A 14139-nucleotide genomic window follows, 5' to 3' on the forward strand; every position below is an offset into this window, starting at 1 on the left:
TACACAGCGACCATTACATTTCCTTATCCTTTCTATTTATTTCAATTTAGAAAGCATTGCGCGAAAAAAACAACAAAAGGGAAAGTCTCGTTGTGCGCTGCGTTTTGCACTCTTTCGGGCGCGAGCTATAACTGGAAGTGCAGCGTGGACGTTCTCTGCACGCCCGCTCCATCCCTTCTTCTTGCGCCGCGCCACGCTGCGCCGCCTCCCGAACCGGCGGAGGCGCGTCCACTGTGCAAGGCCTTTAGTAAGGCTTTGGCTAACACGTTCGGCAGCCTGGCGTTAAGCGCCGGCATTCCGGCCTTCCTCTTCGAATGCGCGTGGCGCGGCAGCGTGCCGTGCGCGCGCCGGGGCGGCACGTGTTGTGTCCCCGGCGTTCAAGAAGGAGTGTGGAAATGAAGATCCGATTGGCGTTTCTCGCCGCCATCGTGATGGTGGCGAGTGCAACCGCGCCGGGCACGGCGCAGTCGAAAGACGAGCCTGTTTCGCAAGAGCGCGCGCATCAAACGATGACCGACGATGCGAACGCATCGGCCCAGGCGGGCACCGATATGTCGTATGGCGGCATGCCCGATACGCGCAGCGCCTCGGGACATCGCGTCGGCAAGCCCTGCTCGCCTCGTTCGGACTGCGATATTTATTTCGGGCAGTAATCGTCGAAACAGAAAGGCACCGGCGCGACACCGCAAAACGCCTTCAGGCAAGGGGTTTTGACGCCGCCCCGACTGGCAGCGTCGAGCTTAGCGCCCCGTGTGAAGCGGGCGCGGGTTCAGTGCGCGTGACTGCTTTAAGCCGCTTGCGAAACCCTGAACGAACTCACTGAACCGTGCTCTGCAACATCCCGGCGATGCGTTGCAGCGGCACGAGCAATTCGGGCGCGATGGCATAGAGCGGCCCCAGCGTCTGGGCCACATCGCGATAATCGACATGGGTGTGGCCCGTGTCGTCTTCCCAGACCACGAGGCGTAGCGGCAGTTCGAGCGCCGAGTGCGGGTTGGCGGCCATGATCGGCGTGCCCGCCTTCGGATTGCCGAACAGGATCAGGCGCGTGCGACGCAGATCGAGGCCCGCGAGTTCCGCGGCCTCGCGCTGGTCCACGTCTGCGAACACGACCGCGCCCGCGCCATCCAGCACGGTTTTGATGCGGGCGATCGTCGCGTCGAAGTCGTGGGCGCTCTTGAGCGTCACGACGGATGAGGGGTGTTGCCCGTGCCCGGTCGTCATGGCTTGTGCTCCTGGGTGGAAGGTCACGCGTGCCTGCCTGCTCTCGCACTCTAGTCCATAACGCTGACGCCCTGAAGGCGAAACGGCGCCTCGCAGCGCCCGGCGTGCCTGTAGCACGGGCGTACCGATGGGCACGAACTGACAATTCGCCCCAATCGTCCTCCTCCGTACCGGCGTCCGACTGCCAATCTGTACCGGTACTGTACCGAAACCTGTCGCTACACTGGCTCGACACGATCGTCAGGATCACCATCCTTTCCCTGGAGCCTTTAGCCCATGCTGCCCGAAATGCTTAGCGCCCTGCCCGCAGGCATGCTGTTCGTGGTCGTCACGTCCATCACGCCCGGCCCCAACAACACGATGCTGCTCACCTCCGGCGTCAACTTCGGCTTTCGGCGCACGGTGCCGCACATGCTGGGCATCAGCGCCGGCGTCGTGGTGCTCATGCTGTCGGTGGGTTTTGGACTGGGCGAAGTGTTCCGGCGCATTCCGGTGCTCTATACCGTGCTGGAAACCGCGAGCGTGGCCTATCTGCTGTGGCTGGCCTGGAAGATCGGCACGTCGGGCGACATCAAGGTCAAGACCGGCGAGCGCCGCCCCATGCGCTTTCACGAAGCCATCGCGTTCCAGTGGATCAATCCGAAGGCATGGATGATGGTGCTCACGGCGGCCACCACGATCCGCCTGTCGACGGACTTCGGCATGAATACGGTGGCGATGGCCGTGGTGTTCTACGTGGTCGGCCTGCCCTGCATCTGCGTGTGGGCCGCATTCGGCACCGGTATGCGAAGCTTTCTCGCCGATCCGCGCCGCCTGCGCGCCTTCAACATCGTCATGGCGCTGTCGCTCGTCGCGTCCATGTATCCGCTGCTCGCGCATCTGCTGCAACGCTGAGCGGCTCCATCAGGATTGCTGATTAACCTGTTTTGCCGATACGCTCGATGAAACGCCAGAGCGCGTCGTCGAGCGAATACGGCGCATTGAAGCGGAACCACGCGCTGGCTTCGTCGTCCGGGCGGAAATAGGAACCGGGCGCGAGCCAGATGCCGTCGCGCAGCGCCGCCGTCGCGATCGCGCTGGCGCGCGCAGCCTCCACCGGCAGACGCACCAGCATGAACAGGCCCGCACGCGGCCGGCAGAACGGTTCGAGCCCGAGCGCATCGATACGGTCCTCCAGCGTCGCGTGCGCGACCTTCAGCTGTTCGTTGACGATTTCGACGTGACGCGTGTAGCGCCCTTCCACCAACACCTTGTCGACGATGCGCTCGATCGTCTCCGACGAGGTCAGCCCCACCGCCATCTTCGCGCGCGCGAGTTCGCGCAGCACGTCGCGCTCGGCGACCACATAACCGCAGCGCAGCGACGGCGTCACCGTCTTCGAAAAGCCGCTCACATACAGCACGCGGCGCAGCCCTTCCATCGCGGCCAGCAGCGGCGCGCCCGGCGGCGCGAGTTCGCGGCTCACGTCGTCTTCCACGACCCACATGCGCTCGCGCTCCGCGATCTGCAGCAGACGGAAGGCGTTGGCCATCGTGTAGGTCGCGCCGGTGGGGTTCTGCAGCGTCGTGTTGACGAAGATCGCTTTCGGGCGGTGCGCGGCGACCTGCTGTTCGAGCGCGTCGATGTCGAGGCCCGCCGGCGTGCGCGGCACGCCATGCACCGTGACACCGGCAAGCTTGAGGATCTGCAGCAGGTTGCAGTAGCCGGGATCTTCCACGAGCACCGCATCGCCGGGACGCAGCAGCGTGCGCACGATCAGGTCGAGGCCCTGGGTCGCGCCCTGCGTGAGCAGCACGTTCGAGACGTCGATCGGCAAGCCCTGGCGGTCCAGTTGCGCGGCGATGCGTTCGCGCAGCGGCGCGAAGCCATAGGGATGCCCGTAGTCGCCCAGGCGCGCGGCGGGTACGCGGCTCGTCGCGCGCAAGGCGTGGTGCAGGCCGGTTTCGTTGATCCACTCGGTCGGCATCCAGCCGCAGCCGGCCTTGATCGGCACGGAATGATCGGCGTACACGTCCGAAAGCAGCCAGGTGGCCGTGAGCGCGGGCGGCTGCCAGCCGGTGTCGGCGGCGCGCGGCGCGCTCTGGCGCGGCGCCACGCGGTAGCCCGAGCCGCGCCGCGCCACGACCAGCCCCATCGACACGAGGCGGTTATACGCGTCCGTCACCGTATAGGTGGACAGCGCGTGCGATTGCGCCAGTTGACGCACGGAAGGCAGCAGCGCGCCGGAGCGCAGCGAGTGGGTCTCGATTGCCTGCGCGAAGGCCCGCACCAATTGCTCGACAAGCGTGGCGCCAGCGCCGCGTGAGCGTTCCAGTTCGAATTCGATCATAGGGAGGCAAAGAGGCCGCGACCAATACAGTCGCGTCAGATTGTCCAGCACGGTTATCAGCGCAGTATAGAGACTGTATATGCCGCCCTTCAAGCCCGGACGCTACATTCTGTCCAACCACTTTGGAGGAGAACACCCATGACTTCGCGCCCCGTCATCGACGATCTTTCGTCGTTCTGGATGCCGTTCACGGCCAACCGCCAGTTCAAGGCCGCGCCGCGCCTGCTCGAATCGGCCAAGGGCATGTACTACCGCACGACCGATGGCCGTGAGGTGATGGACGGCAGCGCCGGTCTGTGGTGCGTGAACGCCGGTCACGGCCGTGAGGAAATCGTCGCGGCGATCGCCCAGCAGGCAGGCAAGCTCGACTTCGCGCCGACCTTCCAGATGGGCCACCCGCTCGCCTTCGAAGCCGCCAGCAAGATCGCGGAGATCATGCCCGAAGGGCTCGATCGCGTGTTCTTCACGAACTCGGGTTCGGAATCGGTCGATACGGCGCTGAAGATTGCTCTCGCGTATCACCGCTCGCGCGGCGAAGGCCAGCGCACCAAGCTGATCGGCCGTGAGCGCGGCTATCACGGCGTGGGCTTCGGCGGCATTTCGGTCGGCGGCATCGGCGCCAATCGCAAGACGTTTTCGGGCCAACTGCTGCCCGCCATCGATCATCTGCCGCACACGCACAACCTCGAACAAAACGCGTTCACCAAGGGCCAGCCGGCCTGGGGCGCGCATCTCGCGGACGACCTTGAGCGCATCGTCGCGCTGCACGACGCGTCGACGATCGCCGCCGTGATCGTCGAGCCGGTCGCCGGATCGACCGGCGTGCTGATTCCGCCGCAAGGCTATCTGCAACGCCTGCGCGAGATCTGCACGAAGTACGGCATCGTGCTGATTTTCGACGAAGTCATCACGGGTTTCGGGCGTCTGGGCAAAGCCACGGCGAGCGAGTACTTCGGCGTCACGCCCGACATCATCACGATGGCCAAGGCGATCAACAACGCGGCCGTGCCGATGGGCGGCGTCGCCGTGAGCCGCACGATCCACGACACGGTGGTCAACAGCGGCGCGCCGGGCGCGATCGAGCTGTTCCACGGCTACACGTACTCGGCGCACCCGCTGGCCGCCGCCGCCGCCATCGCGACGCAGGATCTGTATCGCCGCGAAGGCCTGTTCGAACGCGCGCACAGCCTCGCGCCGAAGTTCGAAGCCGCCGCACATGCGCTGCGCGACGCACCGCATGTGAAGGACGTGCGCAACCTCGGCCTCGTCGCGGGGATCGAACTGGACTCGCGCGACGGCGCACCGGGCGCGCGCGCCTACGAGGTATTCGTGAAGTGTTTCGAAGCGGGCGTGCTGATCCGCTTCACGGGCGACATTCTGGCGTTCTCGCCGCCGCTCATCATCACCGATGAAGAGATCGAGCGCCTGTTCGGCACGGTGCGCGAGGTGCTGGCGAAGGTCCAGTAACGCGTCTTCCGCTTCAAGCCGGTTCACGCCGACGCAACGGCCCGCTCGTTTCGAGCGGGCCGTTTTGCTTTCAGCGCGCAGCCATTCGCCCGATCACCGTTCGCGCGCGGCGCGCGCCATCGGCGTATCGTTTTGGCTTAGGGAAACCGGCGAGGGGAATGGCGATGAAGACACCGATCCGCGTGGGCGCGCATATCGAAGGCGTTCATTGGGTGGCTGAATATACGGCGGCGACGCACGAGATCCGCGTGTTCCGCGAGGGCCACGCGTTCGAAACGATCGCGGCGCCGCCCGCGCTGCTGGGCGAGGAGGAGGAAGCCGGTTCGGCCAGCGATGCGGCGAGCCGCGCCGAAGATGCCGCGGTGCTCGCCGTGCTGCGCCAGTACGTGGCGGAGCGCGAGGCCGAAGAGTGACGCGGGTTCACGAGGCGCGCGGCGTGTGCGGTTCGCGCGCCTCATCGCCCGGAATCAGGCGGGTTTGTCAGCGGCAGGCGCGTCTTCCGCACGGAAGATCGTATCGGCGAGATGGAATGCCGAGTTGGCTGCCGGCACACCGCAATAGATCGCGGTTTGCAGCAGCACTTCCTTGATTTCGTCGCGCGTCACACCGTTGTTTTTAGCCGAGCGCAGATGGAGCGCCAGCTCCTCGTTACGGTTGAGCGCGACCATCATCGCGATCGTGAGCAGGCTGCGCGTATGGCGCGGCAAACCTTCGCGCGTCCAGATCTCGCCCCACGCATAGCGCGAAATGAGCGTCTGGAACTCCTCGGTCAATGCGGTGCGATTGGCGATCGAGCGATCGACGTGTGCGTCGCCCAGCACCGCGCGACGCACTTTCAGTCCGGCTTCGTAGCGATCGTCTTCGTTCATTTCGACTCCAGCAGGAAATTCAGCACCGCCTTGTTGAACTCGTCGGTCAGCTCGACGTTCGAGATGTGCGAGGCGTTCAGTTCGACATAACGGCCACCCTGCACGGCTTCGGCCAGCTCGCGGCCCTGGGCGGGCGTCGCGGCCAGATCGTGCGTACCCGAGATCACGAGCGTCGGCGCCTGGATCGACGGGGCTTCGCCGCGCAGGTCGGCCGCGTTCAATGCTTCGCAGTTCGAAGCATAGCCGTCCTTGTCCGTGTGCACGAACACGTCGCGCGCCTGCGCGATCACGAGCGGATTGCGCGCCATGAATTCGGCCGTGAACCAGCGCGGCAGCACCGCGTCCGCCAGCGCCAGCATGCCTTCGTTGCGGGCCTTTGCCGCGCGCGGCTCCCACACTTGCGGCGAGCCGATCTTCGCGGCCGTGTTGCAGAGCACGAGACGATCGATGCGGCTGGCGAAACGCGCGCCAAGACCCACGCCCGTGAGGCCGCCCATCGAGACGCCGCAGAAATGCGCGCGCGCGATGCCGAGATGATCGAGCAGTCCGATCACGTCGCCGGTCAGTTGCTCGATCGTGTACGGGCCTTGCGGCGCGGCCGAGTGGCCGTGGCCGCGCGTGTCGTAGCGCAGCACGCGAAAGTGCTTCGAGAATTCGGCGAGCTGCGGCGTCCACATCGACACGTCGCTGCCGAGCGAGTTCGACAGAACCAGCCACGGCGCCGTGGTGTTTTCGGCACCATCGATGCGGTAGAACAACTGCGTGTCGTTGACGGCTGCGTAAGGCATGCGGTTACTCCTGATGAGTCTGCGAAGAAGAAGCGGGCGAGCGCTGCGCGTAAGAAGCGAGCACCGCGTCGACAAAGGCGTGCGCCTCGCCCACGTAATTGGCGGGATCGAGCAGCGCCTTCAGGCGCGCGTCGTCCAGGTGTTGCGTGACGGCGGGTTCCGCCGCCAGCACGTCATATAGCGTGCGGCCCGACTGCACCGCCGATTTCGATGCGCGCTCAACGAGATGATGTGCGTCGAGCCGGCCAATGCGGTCGCCAAGCGCGAGCATCACCGCCTCGCCAAGAATCAACCCATGCGTGACGTCGAGATTGGCCGCGAGACGCTCGGGCCGCACTTCGAGGCCGCCCGCGATCTGTTCGATCTGCGCGAGCGCGCCGCCCGCGAGGCGCGCGAGTTCGGGCAGCGCGTCCCATTCGGCCTGCCAGCCGCCGAGTGCGCGTTCGTGCTCCTGCACCATGCCCGCGAACACCGTGGCGACGAGGCCGGGCGCGCGCGTGGCGGCGGTCAGCACCGCGGCGCAGCCGACGGGATTGCGCTTGTGCGGCATGGTCGACGAGCTGCCCTTGCCCGCTGCCGCAGGCTCGCCCAGTTCGCCGATTTCGGTCTGCATCTGCAGCGAGATATCGCGCGCGATCTTGCCGAGCGTGCCGATCAGCATGCCGAAGAAAGACGCCGCTTCCGCGATGCGGTCGCGCTGCGTGTGCCACGGCAACGCGGGCTCCGCAAGGCCGAGGTCCTTCGCGAGTTCGGCGCTCACTTTTGCGGCGGCGTCGCGCAGGCTCGCGAGCGTGCCCGCCGCGCCACCGAACTGCAGCACCAGCGCGCGTTCGCGCAGCGCGGCGAGACGCTCGCGATGACGCAGCAGCGTGTCGAGCCACTGCGCGAATTTCAGGCCGAGCGTGATCGGCAACGCCTGCTGAAGCCAGGTGCGGCCGACGGCCGGCGTCGCGCGATGCGCGCGGGCGAGATCGGCGAGCTTCGCGCAAGTGGCGTCGAGACTGCCTTCGATCAGGGCCAGCGCATCGCGCAGTTGCAGCACCGTGGCCGTATCGATGATGTCCTGGCTCGTCGCGCCCCAGTGCACGTATTTCGCGGCTTCGGGATCGGCGTCCTTCACGCGCGCCGTCAACTGCTTGACGAGCGGAATCGCCAGATTGCCGCCAAGCGCGGCGTCGCGCGCGAGTGCTGCGGCGTCGAGCTTGTCGGCCTTGCAGGTCGCTTCGATCGCAGCCACGGCACTCTGCGGAATCACGCCATGGATCGCCGAGGCGCGCGCGAGCGCCGCTTCCACGTCGAGCATGCGCTGCAGCGTGGCGTCAGGCGACCAGACGGCGTTCATCGGCTCGGTGCCGCAGATCAGGCTCGTGAGGCGTTCAATCATGGATCGATATGAAAAAAGTCTGGATGCGCGTTACAACGAACTCGTGCGCGCACGCAAAAGCAGATGGCGCGACGCCCGGCGACGATTGCCGCCAGACGCCGCGCCACGCCGGGTCACATACAGTGAAAGTAACGCGCGTTACGGCAGTTTATGCCGCGCGGCGGTTCTGCGTCGCGTCGATCAGCGCCACGCCGGCGAGTTTCTGCAGCGCGTCGAAGTCGATATCCGAATAGATCTCGCGCACGGCAAGACCTTCCGGCGTCACGTCGAAAGCGGCGAGGTCGGTGTAGATGCGGCCCACGCAGCCCACGCCCGTCACCGGATACGAACACTCGTTCACGAGCTTGCTTTCGCCCTGCTTCGTCAGCAGTTCCATCATGACGAAGACCTGCTTCGCGCCCAGCGCCAGGTCCATCGCGCCGCCCACGGCGGGGATCGCGTCGGGTGCGCCGGTGTGCCAGTTCGCCAGATCGCCCTTCACCGACACCTGGAATGCGCCCAGCACGCAGTAGTCGAGATGACCGCCGCGCATCATCGCGAACGAGTCCGCGTGATGGAAGAATGCACCGCCCGTCAGCAGCGTGACGTGCTGCTTGCCCGCGTTGATGAGTTCGTCGTCTTCTTCGCCGGGTGCGGGCGCCGGACCCATGCCGAGCAAACCGTTCTCGCTGTGCAGGAAGATTTCCTTGCTCGGATCGAGGTGGTTGGCCACCAGCGTCGGCACGCCAATGCCGAGATTCACATAAGCGCCCTCAGGAATGTCCTGAGCCACGCGTTGAGCCATTTCGTCGCGATTCAACCGTTTCATTGCTTAACTCCGTAGCGTCAGGCGGCCTGACCGGCTTGCAGCGCTTGATGCGCGGCCTGCGGCACTTCAACGACGCGCTGCACGAAAATGCCCGGCGTCACGATGTTTTCGGGGTCCAGCGCGCCAAGTTCGACCACTTCCGACACCTGCGCGATCGCGACCTTCGCGGCGCTTGCCATGATCGGACCGAAATTGCGCGCCGTCTTGCGATAGACCAGATTGCCCCAGCGGTCGCCCTTGTACGCCTTGATCAGCGCGAAGTCGGCGTGCAGCGGCGCTTCCAGCACATAGTGGCGGCCGTCGATCAGGCGCGTTTCCTTGCCTTCGGCCAGCTTGGTGCCGTAGCCCGTGGGCGTGAAGAAGCCGCCGATACCCGCGCCCGCCGCACGGATGCGCTCGGCCAGATTGCCTTGCGGCACGAGTTCGAGTTCGACTTCGCCGGCGCGATAGAGGCCGTCGAACACATACGAGTCGGTCTGGCGCGGGAACGAGCAGATGATCTTGCGCACCCGTTTGGCCTTGAGCAGCGCGGCCAGGCCCGTATCGCCATTGCCCGCGTTGTTGTTCACGATCGTCAGCTCTTTCGAGCCTTGCGCGATCAGCGCGTCGATCAGTTCCGCCGGCATGCCGGCCGTGCCGAAGCCGCCGATCATCACCGTGGCGCCGTCCTGAATACCGGCGACGGCGGCTTGAAGCGAATCAAAAATCTTGTTGATCATGCCTGTTCCTGAAAGCGATGCGCCTCGCGGGAAGTCCGCGCCACTCGATCGCAAAAAGTTCTATATACGAACACTGATTCGTTTAGCGAACGTCTAGCGCATTATCAGAGTGTGACTGCGCGCTTGTCAAGGCGGGGGCAACCCGATGCCGACGTCTCTGCGCACATTCCCCAATATCCGGGATTTCCATTAATGCACTAAGGTTTATTTCGTTTCAGCATAATCCTCCCGCCTGCTGTCCGCCCCATTCTCCGCCGATGCACGACCTCGATCTGAACCTGATCCCCTATCTCGTCGCGATGGAAGAAACGCGCAACGTGAGCCGCGCCGCCGAACGGCTGGGCGTGAGCCAGCCGCGCGTGAGCACGGCGCTCGGCAAGCTGCGCGAGTTTTTCGGCGATCCGCTGTTCGTGCGCACCTCGCGCGGCATGGAGCCGACGCCGCGCGCGCTCGGCCTGATCCCGGCGGCGCGCGACGCGCTCGTACGCATCGAGAAAGGCATGCTCGAAGCGCAGGATTTCGATCCGGCCACCAGCACGCACACGTTCTCGATCGCGCTGTCTGATGTCGGCGAGATCGTGTTCCTGCCGCGTCTGTTGCAGCTCTTCGCCATGCGCGCGCCGCACGCGAATCTGCGCTCGGTCTCGCTGCCGCCGAACCAGGTCGAACGCGGGCTGGAATCGGGCGACGTGGATCTGGCGGTGGGCTTCTTCCCCGATCTGGGCGGCAACAACTTCTTCCAGCAGCGCCTCTTCACGCACCGCTTCATCTGCCTGATGCGCAGCGGCCACCCGCTTGCCGGCAAGAAGATGACGCTGGAACAGTTTCTCGGCCTGGGCCATGCGGTCGTGCGCGCCGAAGGCCGCAGCCAGGAAGTGCTCGAACACTATCTGGAGAAGAATCGTCTGCGTCGGCGCGCGGTGCTGGAAACGCCTCACTTCATGAGTCTGCCGTTCATCCTCACGCGCACCGACCTGATCGCCACCGTGCCGCACGCGATCGGCTTCGCCTATGTCTCCGAGCACGCGTCGATCACTCTCGTCGAGCCGCCGCTGCCTTTGCCGCGCTTCGATCTGAAGCAGCACTGGCATCGCAAGTATCACAACACGCCGCGCGGCGCCTGGCTGCGCAGCATCGTCGCCGAGCTGTTCAACGACGCGATGGACGAATGGCCGAAGTGATATGACGGCGGATGGGGCCAATCTGCGCGGGCGTGCGAATCGTGGAACAATGCGCCTTCGTGGTGCGCGTCGCAGCGGCGTGGCCACCTGACTGGAGCCGACGCATGAGCGACGAAAAAAACGCAGAAAAGACGAAAAAACGTAAGTCGAAGGCCAGTGTCCAGGCCAACAGCGGGATCGATACCGCGACGACGCCCGCCAGCGTCGCGCGCCCTTCGCGCGAAGAAGCGGAAGACGCGGTGCGTGTGCTGCTGCGCTGGGCCGGCGACGATCCCTCGCGCGAAGGTCTGCTCGATACGCCGGGGCGCGTCGTGCGCGCCTACGAGGAGTTCTTCGCGGGCTACGAGCACGATCCGCGCGAGATCCTGTCGCGCACGTTCTCGGAAGTCGACGGCTATGACGAGATGATCGTGCTGAAAGACATCCGCTTCGAGAGCTACTGCGAACACCATATGGTGCCGATCATCGGCCGCGCGCACGTCGCCTATCTGCCCGAGCATCGCGTGGTGGGAATTTCGAAGCTCGCGCGCCTGGTCGACGCCTTCGCCAAGCGCCTGCAGATCCAGGAGAAGATGACGGCACAGATCGCCGACACGCTCAACGAGGTGCTTCAGCCCAAAGGCGTGGGCGTGATCCTCGAAGCGGCGCACCAGTGCATGTCGACGCGCGGCGTCCACAAGGCGGGCGTGACGATGGTGACTTCGCGCATGCTCGGCACCTTCCGCAGCGACCCTTCCACGCGGCGCGAATTTCTCGCGATCGTCGGCAGTCCCGGCGTGATGAGCGTGCCGAATACCTGATAGCGGATAGCTGAAACGCGCGCGGGACGCTGCCTGAACAGCGTCCCGCTCGATCCTGCAAAACAGGGGAGTTTCTTCAGGGCGCGTCGTTGCCGCGTTCGATCTCGCGGATCTTGCCCTGGCGCACGCTGCTGCCCGGCGGCACGCTATGCGTAAGCCACACGTTCCCGCCAATCACCGATCCGCGCCCGATCGTCACGCGGCCCAGAATGGTCGCGCCGGCATAGATCACCACATCGTCTTCGACGATCGGATGACGCGCATTGCCCTTCACGAGCGAGCCGTCGAGATCGGCCGCAAAGCTCTTCGCACCCAGCGTCACCGCCTGATAGACCCGCACGCGCTCACCGATGATCGCCGTTTCGCCGATCACGACACCCGTGCCGTGGTCGATGAAGAAACTCGAAGCGATCTGCGCGCCCGGATGGATATCGATGCCCGTCGCCGAATGCGCGATCTCGTTGATAAAGCGCGCCAGCAAGGGCACGCCCAGCCGATGCAGGGCATGCGCGAGCCGGTGGTGCGTCATCGCCCAGACGCCCGGGTAGCAGAGCAGGATTTCGGTGATGTGCTGCGCGGCCGGGTCGCCCGTGAAGGCGGCCTGAATGTCGCTCACCAGTAGCGCGCGGATGTCCGGCAGTTGATGGCCGAAGGCGCGCGCCACTTCGAAAGCGCGCGCACGCAGAACCTCGTCGCCGACATCGGCGTTCTCGGGCAGAAAACGCAGCGCGCGGCGGATCTGTTCGGCGAGCAGACGCAGCGTGCTTTCGAGCGTATGGCCGACGTAGTAATCGACGCTCTCGTCAGTGAGATCGGGCGCGCCGTAATGCGTGGGAAACAGCGCGGCGCGCAGGCCCGCCACGATGTTGACGACGGCCTCGCGCGAAGGCAACTCGCGAATGCCGAGCGGATGGCGCGTGCGGTGACGTTCTTCGCGCGACGCGCGCAGATCGGCGACGATCTGTTCGAGGCCCCAATCAGGGGAAGCGGGGGAAGCGGCATTTGACATGGTGATGCAGCGACGGCAACGGCGCGCGTCGCCCGGAAGTGTATCGACCCCAGAGGTTACCGCTTTTTCGGCGAGTTCGCCGGAGTGACTTTTGGCTTGCCGCCGTTCGCAAAGCAAGCCGGCGAGCTCAGAGCGTCACGCTGCTCGCGTCGATCCAGCGCACGGCCCAGTCGCGTGCATGGGCGATGGCGGCGGCTTCGTCGGGAAAGCGCAGCTCGGCAGGAAAGAATCGGTTGGCGACCAGTTCACCGTCGCTCGAGCGCGAGATCACCACATAGGGTTGATACGTGCCGTCGCCGGCGCGTGCCGGCGCACAATTGAGCAAATAGCCGCGATGCGTGAATGCAGCGTCGAAGTGCATGTGTCTCTTCCGCCCCTGACTGCCTTGTCCGTTTTTCGTGGGCGCGTACAGGACCGTGCGGCAAAGCCACAGCGCGGCCATTCATTCGGGCCGTCTATCTAAAGCGCGCCAACTCGTAGAAAGAGGATCATACTCCGAGGAAATACGGCGATCCAACGAAAAAAATCCGCGGCGGCTGGAAGCGTTTTCCTGGCGGCCGGGCTTGCTTTTCAGCCAGATTCCGGTTTCGCATCGGGCACGTCGGAACGACTCTTGCGTAACTTCGGATAGCAGGTTCCAGCAGACACTTCATTGTCTTTTCATGGAGAACACCATGGCTCCTTCCGATGGCACCCGTCGTCCTGCGGCCATGCCGGCCCCGACCGAGCCGCCGCGCAGCGCGGCGTCGCACAACGACCGCACTCATGACAGCACCGTGGACACCGACGGCAAGAACCGCGAGGCCGCGCGCCTGGCCGGCGCTGGCCCGATCGGCCCCGACGAAGAGACCACGAGCAACGCCTCGCTCGACAACAGCGTGCCCGAAAGCACCGACGGACTGGCGGGTTTCGACAGCCGCGGTCGCGCGCACCGCATGCCGTTTGCTCCCCAGTCGGACTTCGAAGCGGTGGATCTGGGCATGACCGCACCTGAATTGCCCTACGAGATGGAGGGTCAACCCGCCAACTCAGGCGTGCCCGTGCAGCGCCGCAGCCCGGGCCGTCTGCATTACGCGATGAACCATCTCCGGCCGACCCGAGTGTTCGAGTTGCACCGCAAGAATTGATGCGTCGCCGCACGACGGCCCCGGATCGCGGACCTGACGAAAGCGTGGCGGTATGCGAGCGTGTTGCGTTTACCGCGAAAAGGCGGATAGACCCAAATTTTATGCGTTTTGAATAAGCAGATCGCCGCGTGCAAAAAAATGCACGCGGCGATTTAGCACGAATGTTGGATTAAGCCGATTGAGGCCTTAACAATTATTGCCAATTACGATTTAGCGATTTGCGAAATCGGTAATGAAAGCGGAAATCCATTTCCGCCAGGTGCGCGTGTATGGGCGCGCACGCCCATGAAAAGCGGCACTTTTGTTCAGAAACCACCGATTCTGCTCCAGGGACTTCCCCAAAGCCCGGGCAAATCCCTGGCGCAAAGCCCGCGTCCCTGGGGGATAAAGACGATCATTGCGGATTTTAGTGATAAATTGTTACATCATAAGAA

General features: G+C 64.8%; 16 protein-coding genes. 7 read left to right on the forward strand and 9 right to left on the reverse strand.

Features of this window, described 5'->3' with window-relative positions; translation table 11 throughout:
* The first annotated feature begins 395 nt into the window (after positions 1–395).
* A complete protein-coding gene (locus B0G62_RS12275; protein ID WP_103704473.1) occupies positions 396–653 on the forward strand; it encodes a hypothetical protein in 258 nt (85 codons plus the stop codon).
* Between the two features lie 163 nt (positions 654–816).
* On the opposite strand, the gene B0G62_RS12280 is transcribed toward B0G62_RS12275, so the two are convergent.
* Positions 817–1224 carry a DUF302 domain-containing protein gene (locus B0G62_RS12280; protein WP_103704474.1) on the reverse strand — a complete coding sequence of 136 codons (408 nt, stop codon included), beginning with the start codon at positions 1222–1224 and terminating at the stop codon, positions 817–819.
* A 276-nt stretch (positions 1225–1500) separates the two neighbouring features.
* Between B0G62_RS12280 and B0G62_RS12285 the strand changes: the two genes are divergently transcribed.
* On the forward strand, positions 1501–2118 hold the full coding sequence (locus B0G62_RS12285; protein ID WP_103704475.1) for a LysE family translocator: 618 nt from the start codon (positions 1501–1503) through the stop codon (positions 2116–2118).
* A gap of 22 nt (positions 2119–2140) precedes the next feature.
* On the opposite strand, the gene B0G62_RS12290 is transcribed toward B0G62_RS12285, so the two are convergent.
* Positions 2141–3553 carry an aminotransferase-like domain-containing protein gene (locus B0G62_RS12290; RefSeq protein WP_103704476.1) on the reverse strand — a complete coding sequence of 471 codons (1413 nt, stop codon included), beginning with the start codon at positions 3551–3553 and terminating at the stop codon, positions 2141–2143.
* A gap of 138 nt (positions 3554–3691) precedes the next feature.
* Here B0G62_RS12290 and aptA point away from each other — a divergent pair, with 138 nt between their 5' ends.
* Both aptA and B0G62_RS12300 read left to right on the forward strand, forming a co-directional pair.
* Positions 3692–5020, forward strand: a complete 1329-nt coding sequence (gene aptA, locus B0G62_RS12295) for an omega-aminotransferase AptA (protein ID WP_103704477.1) — start codon at positions 3692–3694, stop codon at positions 5018–5020.
* Between the two features lie 164 nt (positions 5021–5184).
* Complete coding sequence (locus B0G62_RS12300) at positions 5185–5433, forward strand: hypothetical protein (protein WP_103704702.1); 249 nt, start codon at positions 5185–5187, stop codon at positions 5431–5433.
* A 54-nt stretch (positions 5434–5487) separates the two neighbouring features.
* Here the strand turns inward: B0G62_RS12300 and pcaC are convergent, their stop codons facing one another.
* The 5 genes from pcaC to B0G62_RS12325 form a co-directional block, all read right to left on the reverse strand.
* Positions 5488–5889: a 4-carboxymuconolactone decarboxylase gene (gene pcaC / locus B0G62_RS12305; protein ID WP_103704478.1), complete on the reverse strand. Its 402-nt coding sequence runs from the start codon at positions 5887–5889 to the stop codon at positions 5488–5490.
* Positions 5886–6677, reverse strand: a complete 792-nt coding sequence (gene pcaD / locus B0G62_RS12310) for a 3-oxoadipate enol-lactonase (protein ID WP_103704479.1) — start codon at positions 6675–6677, stop codon at positions 5886–5888. Before pcaD ends, pcaC begins: the two co-directional genes overlap by 4 nt.
* Positions 6678–6681: 4 nt before the next feature.
* Positions 6682–8061 (reverse strand): 3-carboxy-cis,cis-muconate cycloisomerase, encoded by a 1380-nt coding sequence (locus B0G62_RS12315; protein ID WP_103704480.1) that lies wholly within the window; start codon positions 8059–8061, stop codon positions 6682–6684.
* Between the two features lie 148 nt (positions 8062–8209).
* Positions 8210–8869: a 3-oxoacid CoA-transferase subunit B gene (locus B0G62_RS12320; protein ID WP_103704481.1), complete on the reverse strand. Its 660-nt coding sequence runs from the start codon at positions 8867–8869 to the stop codon at positions 8210–8212.
* Between the two features lie 17 nt (positions 8870–8886).
* Positions 8887–9588 (reverse strand): 3-oxoacid CoA-transferase subunit A, encoded by a 702-nt coding sequence (locus B0G62_RS12325; protein WP_027815325.1) that lies wholly within the window; start codon positions 9586–9588, stop codon positions 8887–8889.
* A 257-nt stretch (positions 9589–9845) separates the two neighbouring features.
* On the opposite strand from B0G62_RS12325, the gene B0G62_RS12330 reads away from it, so the two are divergent.
* The gene (locus tag B0G62_RS12330; RefSeq protein WP_103704482.1) at positions 9846–10769 is read left to right on the forward strand and encodes a LysR family transcriptional regulator; all 924 of its coding nucleotides are present in this window, start codon (positions 9846–9848) and stop codon (positions 10767–10769) included.
* A gap of 104 nt (positions 10770–10873) precedes the next feature.
* On the forward strand, positions 10874–11569 hold the full coding sequence (gene folE / locus B0G62_RS12335; RefSeq protein ID WP_244193208.1) for a GTP cyclohydrolase I FolE: 696 nt from the start codon (positions 10874–10876) through the stop codon (positions 11567–11569).
* Between the two features lie 76 nt (positions 11570–11645).
* Here the strand turns inward: folE and epsC are convergent, their stop codons facing one another.
* Positions 11646–12578, reverse strand: coding sequence for a serine O-acetyltransferase EpsC (gene epsC, locus B0G62_RS12340; RefSeq protein ID WP_103704483.1), 933 nt, complete (start codon positions 12576–12578; stop codon positions 11646–11648).
* A gap of 127 nt (positions 12579–12705) precedes the next feature.
* The gene (locus B0G62_RS12345; RefSeq protein ID WP_027815329.1) at positions 12706–12939 is read right to left on the reverse strand and encodes a hypothetical protein; all 234 of its coding nucleotides are present in this window, start codon (positions 12937–12939) and stop codon (positions 12706–12708) included.
* Between the two features lie 349 nt (positions 12940–13288).
* Between B0G62_RS12345 and B0G62_RS12350 the strand changes: the two genes are divergently transcribed.
* A complete protein-coding gene (locus B0G62_RS12350) occupies positions 13289–13705 on the forward strand; it encodes a DUF3005 domain-containing protein (RefSeq protein ID WP_407671162.1) in 417 nt (138 codons plus the stop codon).
* The last annotated feature ends 434 nt before the right edge of the window (positions 13706–14139 follow it).

The sequence above is a fragment of the Paraburkholderia eburnea genome, from assembly GCF_002917095.1.
In the GTDB taxonomy this organism is placed as follows: domain Bacteria; phylum Pseudomonadota; class Gammaproteobacteria; order Burkholderiales; family Burkholderiaceae; genus Paraburkholderia; species Paraburkholderia eburnea.

Bases quoted from the DNA above. Each gene is read 5' to 3' on its own strand.
- B0G62_RS12350 (WP_407671162.1), top strand. From the start codon at position 13,289: ATGCCGGCCCCGACCGAGCCGCCGCGCAGCGCGGCGTCGCACAACGAC.
- pcaC (WP_103704478.1), bottom strand. From the start codon at position 5,889: ATGAACGAAGACGATCGCTACGAAGCCGGACTGAAAGTGCGTCGCGCG.
- B0G62_RS12290 (WP_103704476.1), bottom strand. From the start codon at position 3,553: ATGATCGAATTCGAACTGGAACGCTCACGCGGCGCTGGCGCCACGCTT.
- B0G62_RS12330 (WP_103704482.1), top strand. From the start codon at position 9,846: ATGCACGACCTCGATCTGAACCTGATCCCCTATCTCGTCGCGATGGAA.
- B0G62_RS12315 (WP_103704480.1), bottom strand. From the start codon at position 8,061: ATGATTGAACGCCTCACGAGCCTGATCTGCGGCACCGAGCCGATGAAC.
- pcaD (WP_103704479.1), bottom strand. From the start codon at position 6,677: ATGCCTTACGCAGCCGTCAACGACACGCAGTTGTTCTACCGCATCGAT.
- B0G62_RS12345 (WP_027815329.1), bottom strand. From the start codon at position 12,939: ATGCACTTCGACGCTGCATTCACGCATCGCGGCTATTTGCTCAATTGT.
- B0G62_RS12325 (WP_027815325.1), bottom strand. From the start codon at position 9,588: ATGATCAACAAGATTTTTGATTCGCTTCAAGCCGCCGTCGCCGGTATT.
- B0G62_RS12300 (WP_103704702.1), top strand. From the start codon at position 5,185: ATGAAGACACCGATCCGCGTGGGCGCGCATATCGAAGGCGTTCATTGG.
- aptA (WP_103704477.1), top strand. From the start codon at position 3,692: ATGACTTCGCGCCCCGTCATCGACGATCTTTCGTCGTTCTGGATGCCG.
- B0G62_RS12320 (WP_103704481.1), bottom strand. From the start codon at position 8,869: ATGAAACGGTTGAATCGCGACGAAATGGCTCAACGCGTGGCTCAGGAC.
- B0G62_RS12275 (WP_103704473.1), top strand. From the start codon at position 396: ATGAAGATCCGATTGGCGTTTCTCGCCGCCATCGTGATGGTGGCGAGT.
- B0G62_RS12280 (WP_103704474.1), bottom strand. From the start codon at position 1,224: ATGACGACCGGGCACGGGCAACACCCCTCATCCGTCGTGACGCTCAAG.
- epsC (WP_103704483.1), bottom strand. From the start codon at position 12,578: ATGTCAAATGCCGCTTCCCCCGCTTCCCCTGATTGGGGCCTCGAACAG.
- folE (WP_244193208.1), top strand. From the start codon at position 10,874: ATGAGCGACGAAAAAAACGCAGAAAAGACGAAAAAACGTAAGTCGAAG.
- B0G62_RS12285 (WP_103704475.1), top strand. From the start codon at position 1,501: ATGCTGCCCGAAATGCTTAGCGCCCTGCCCGCAGGCATGCTGTTCGTG.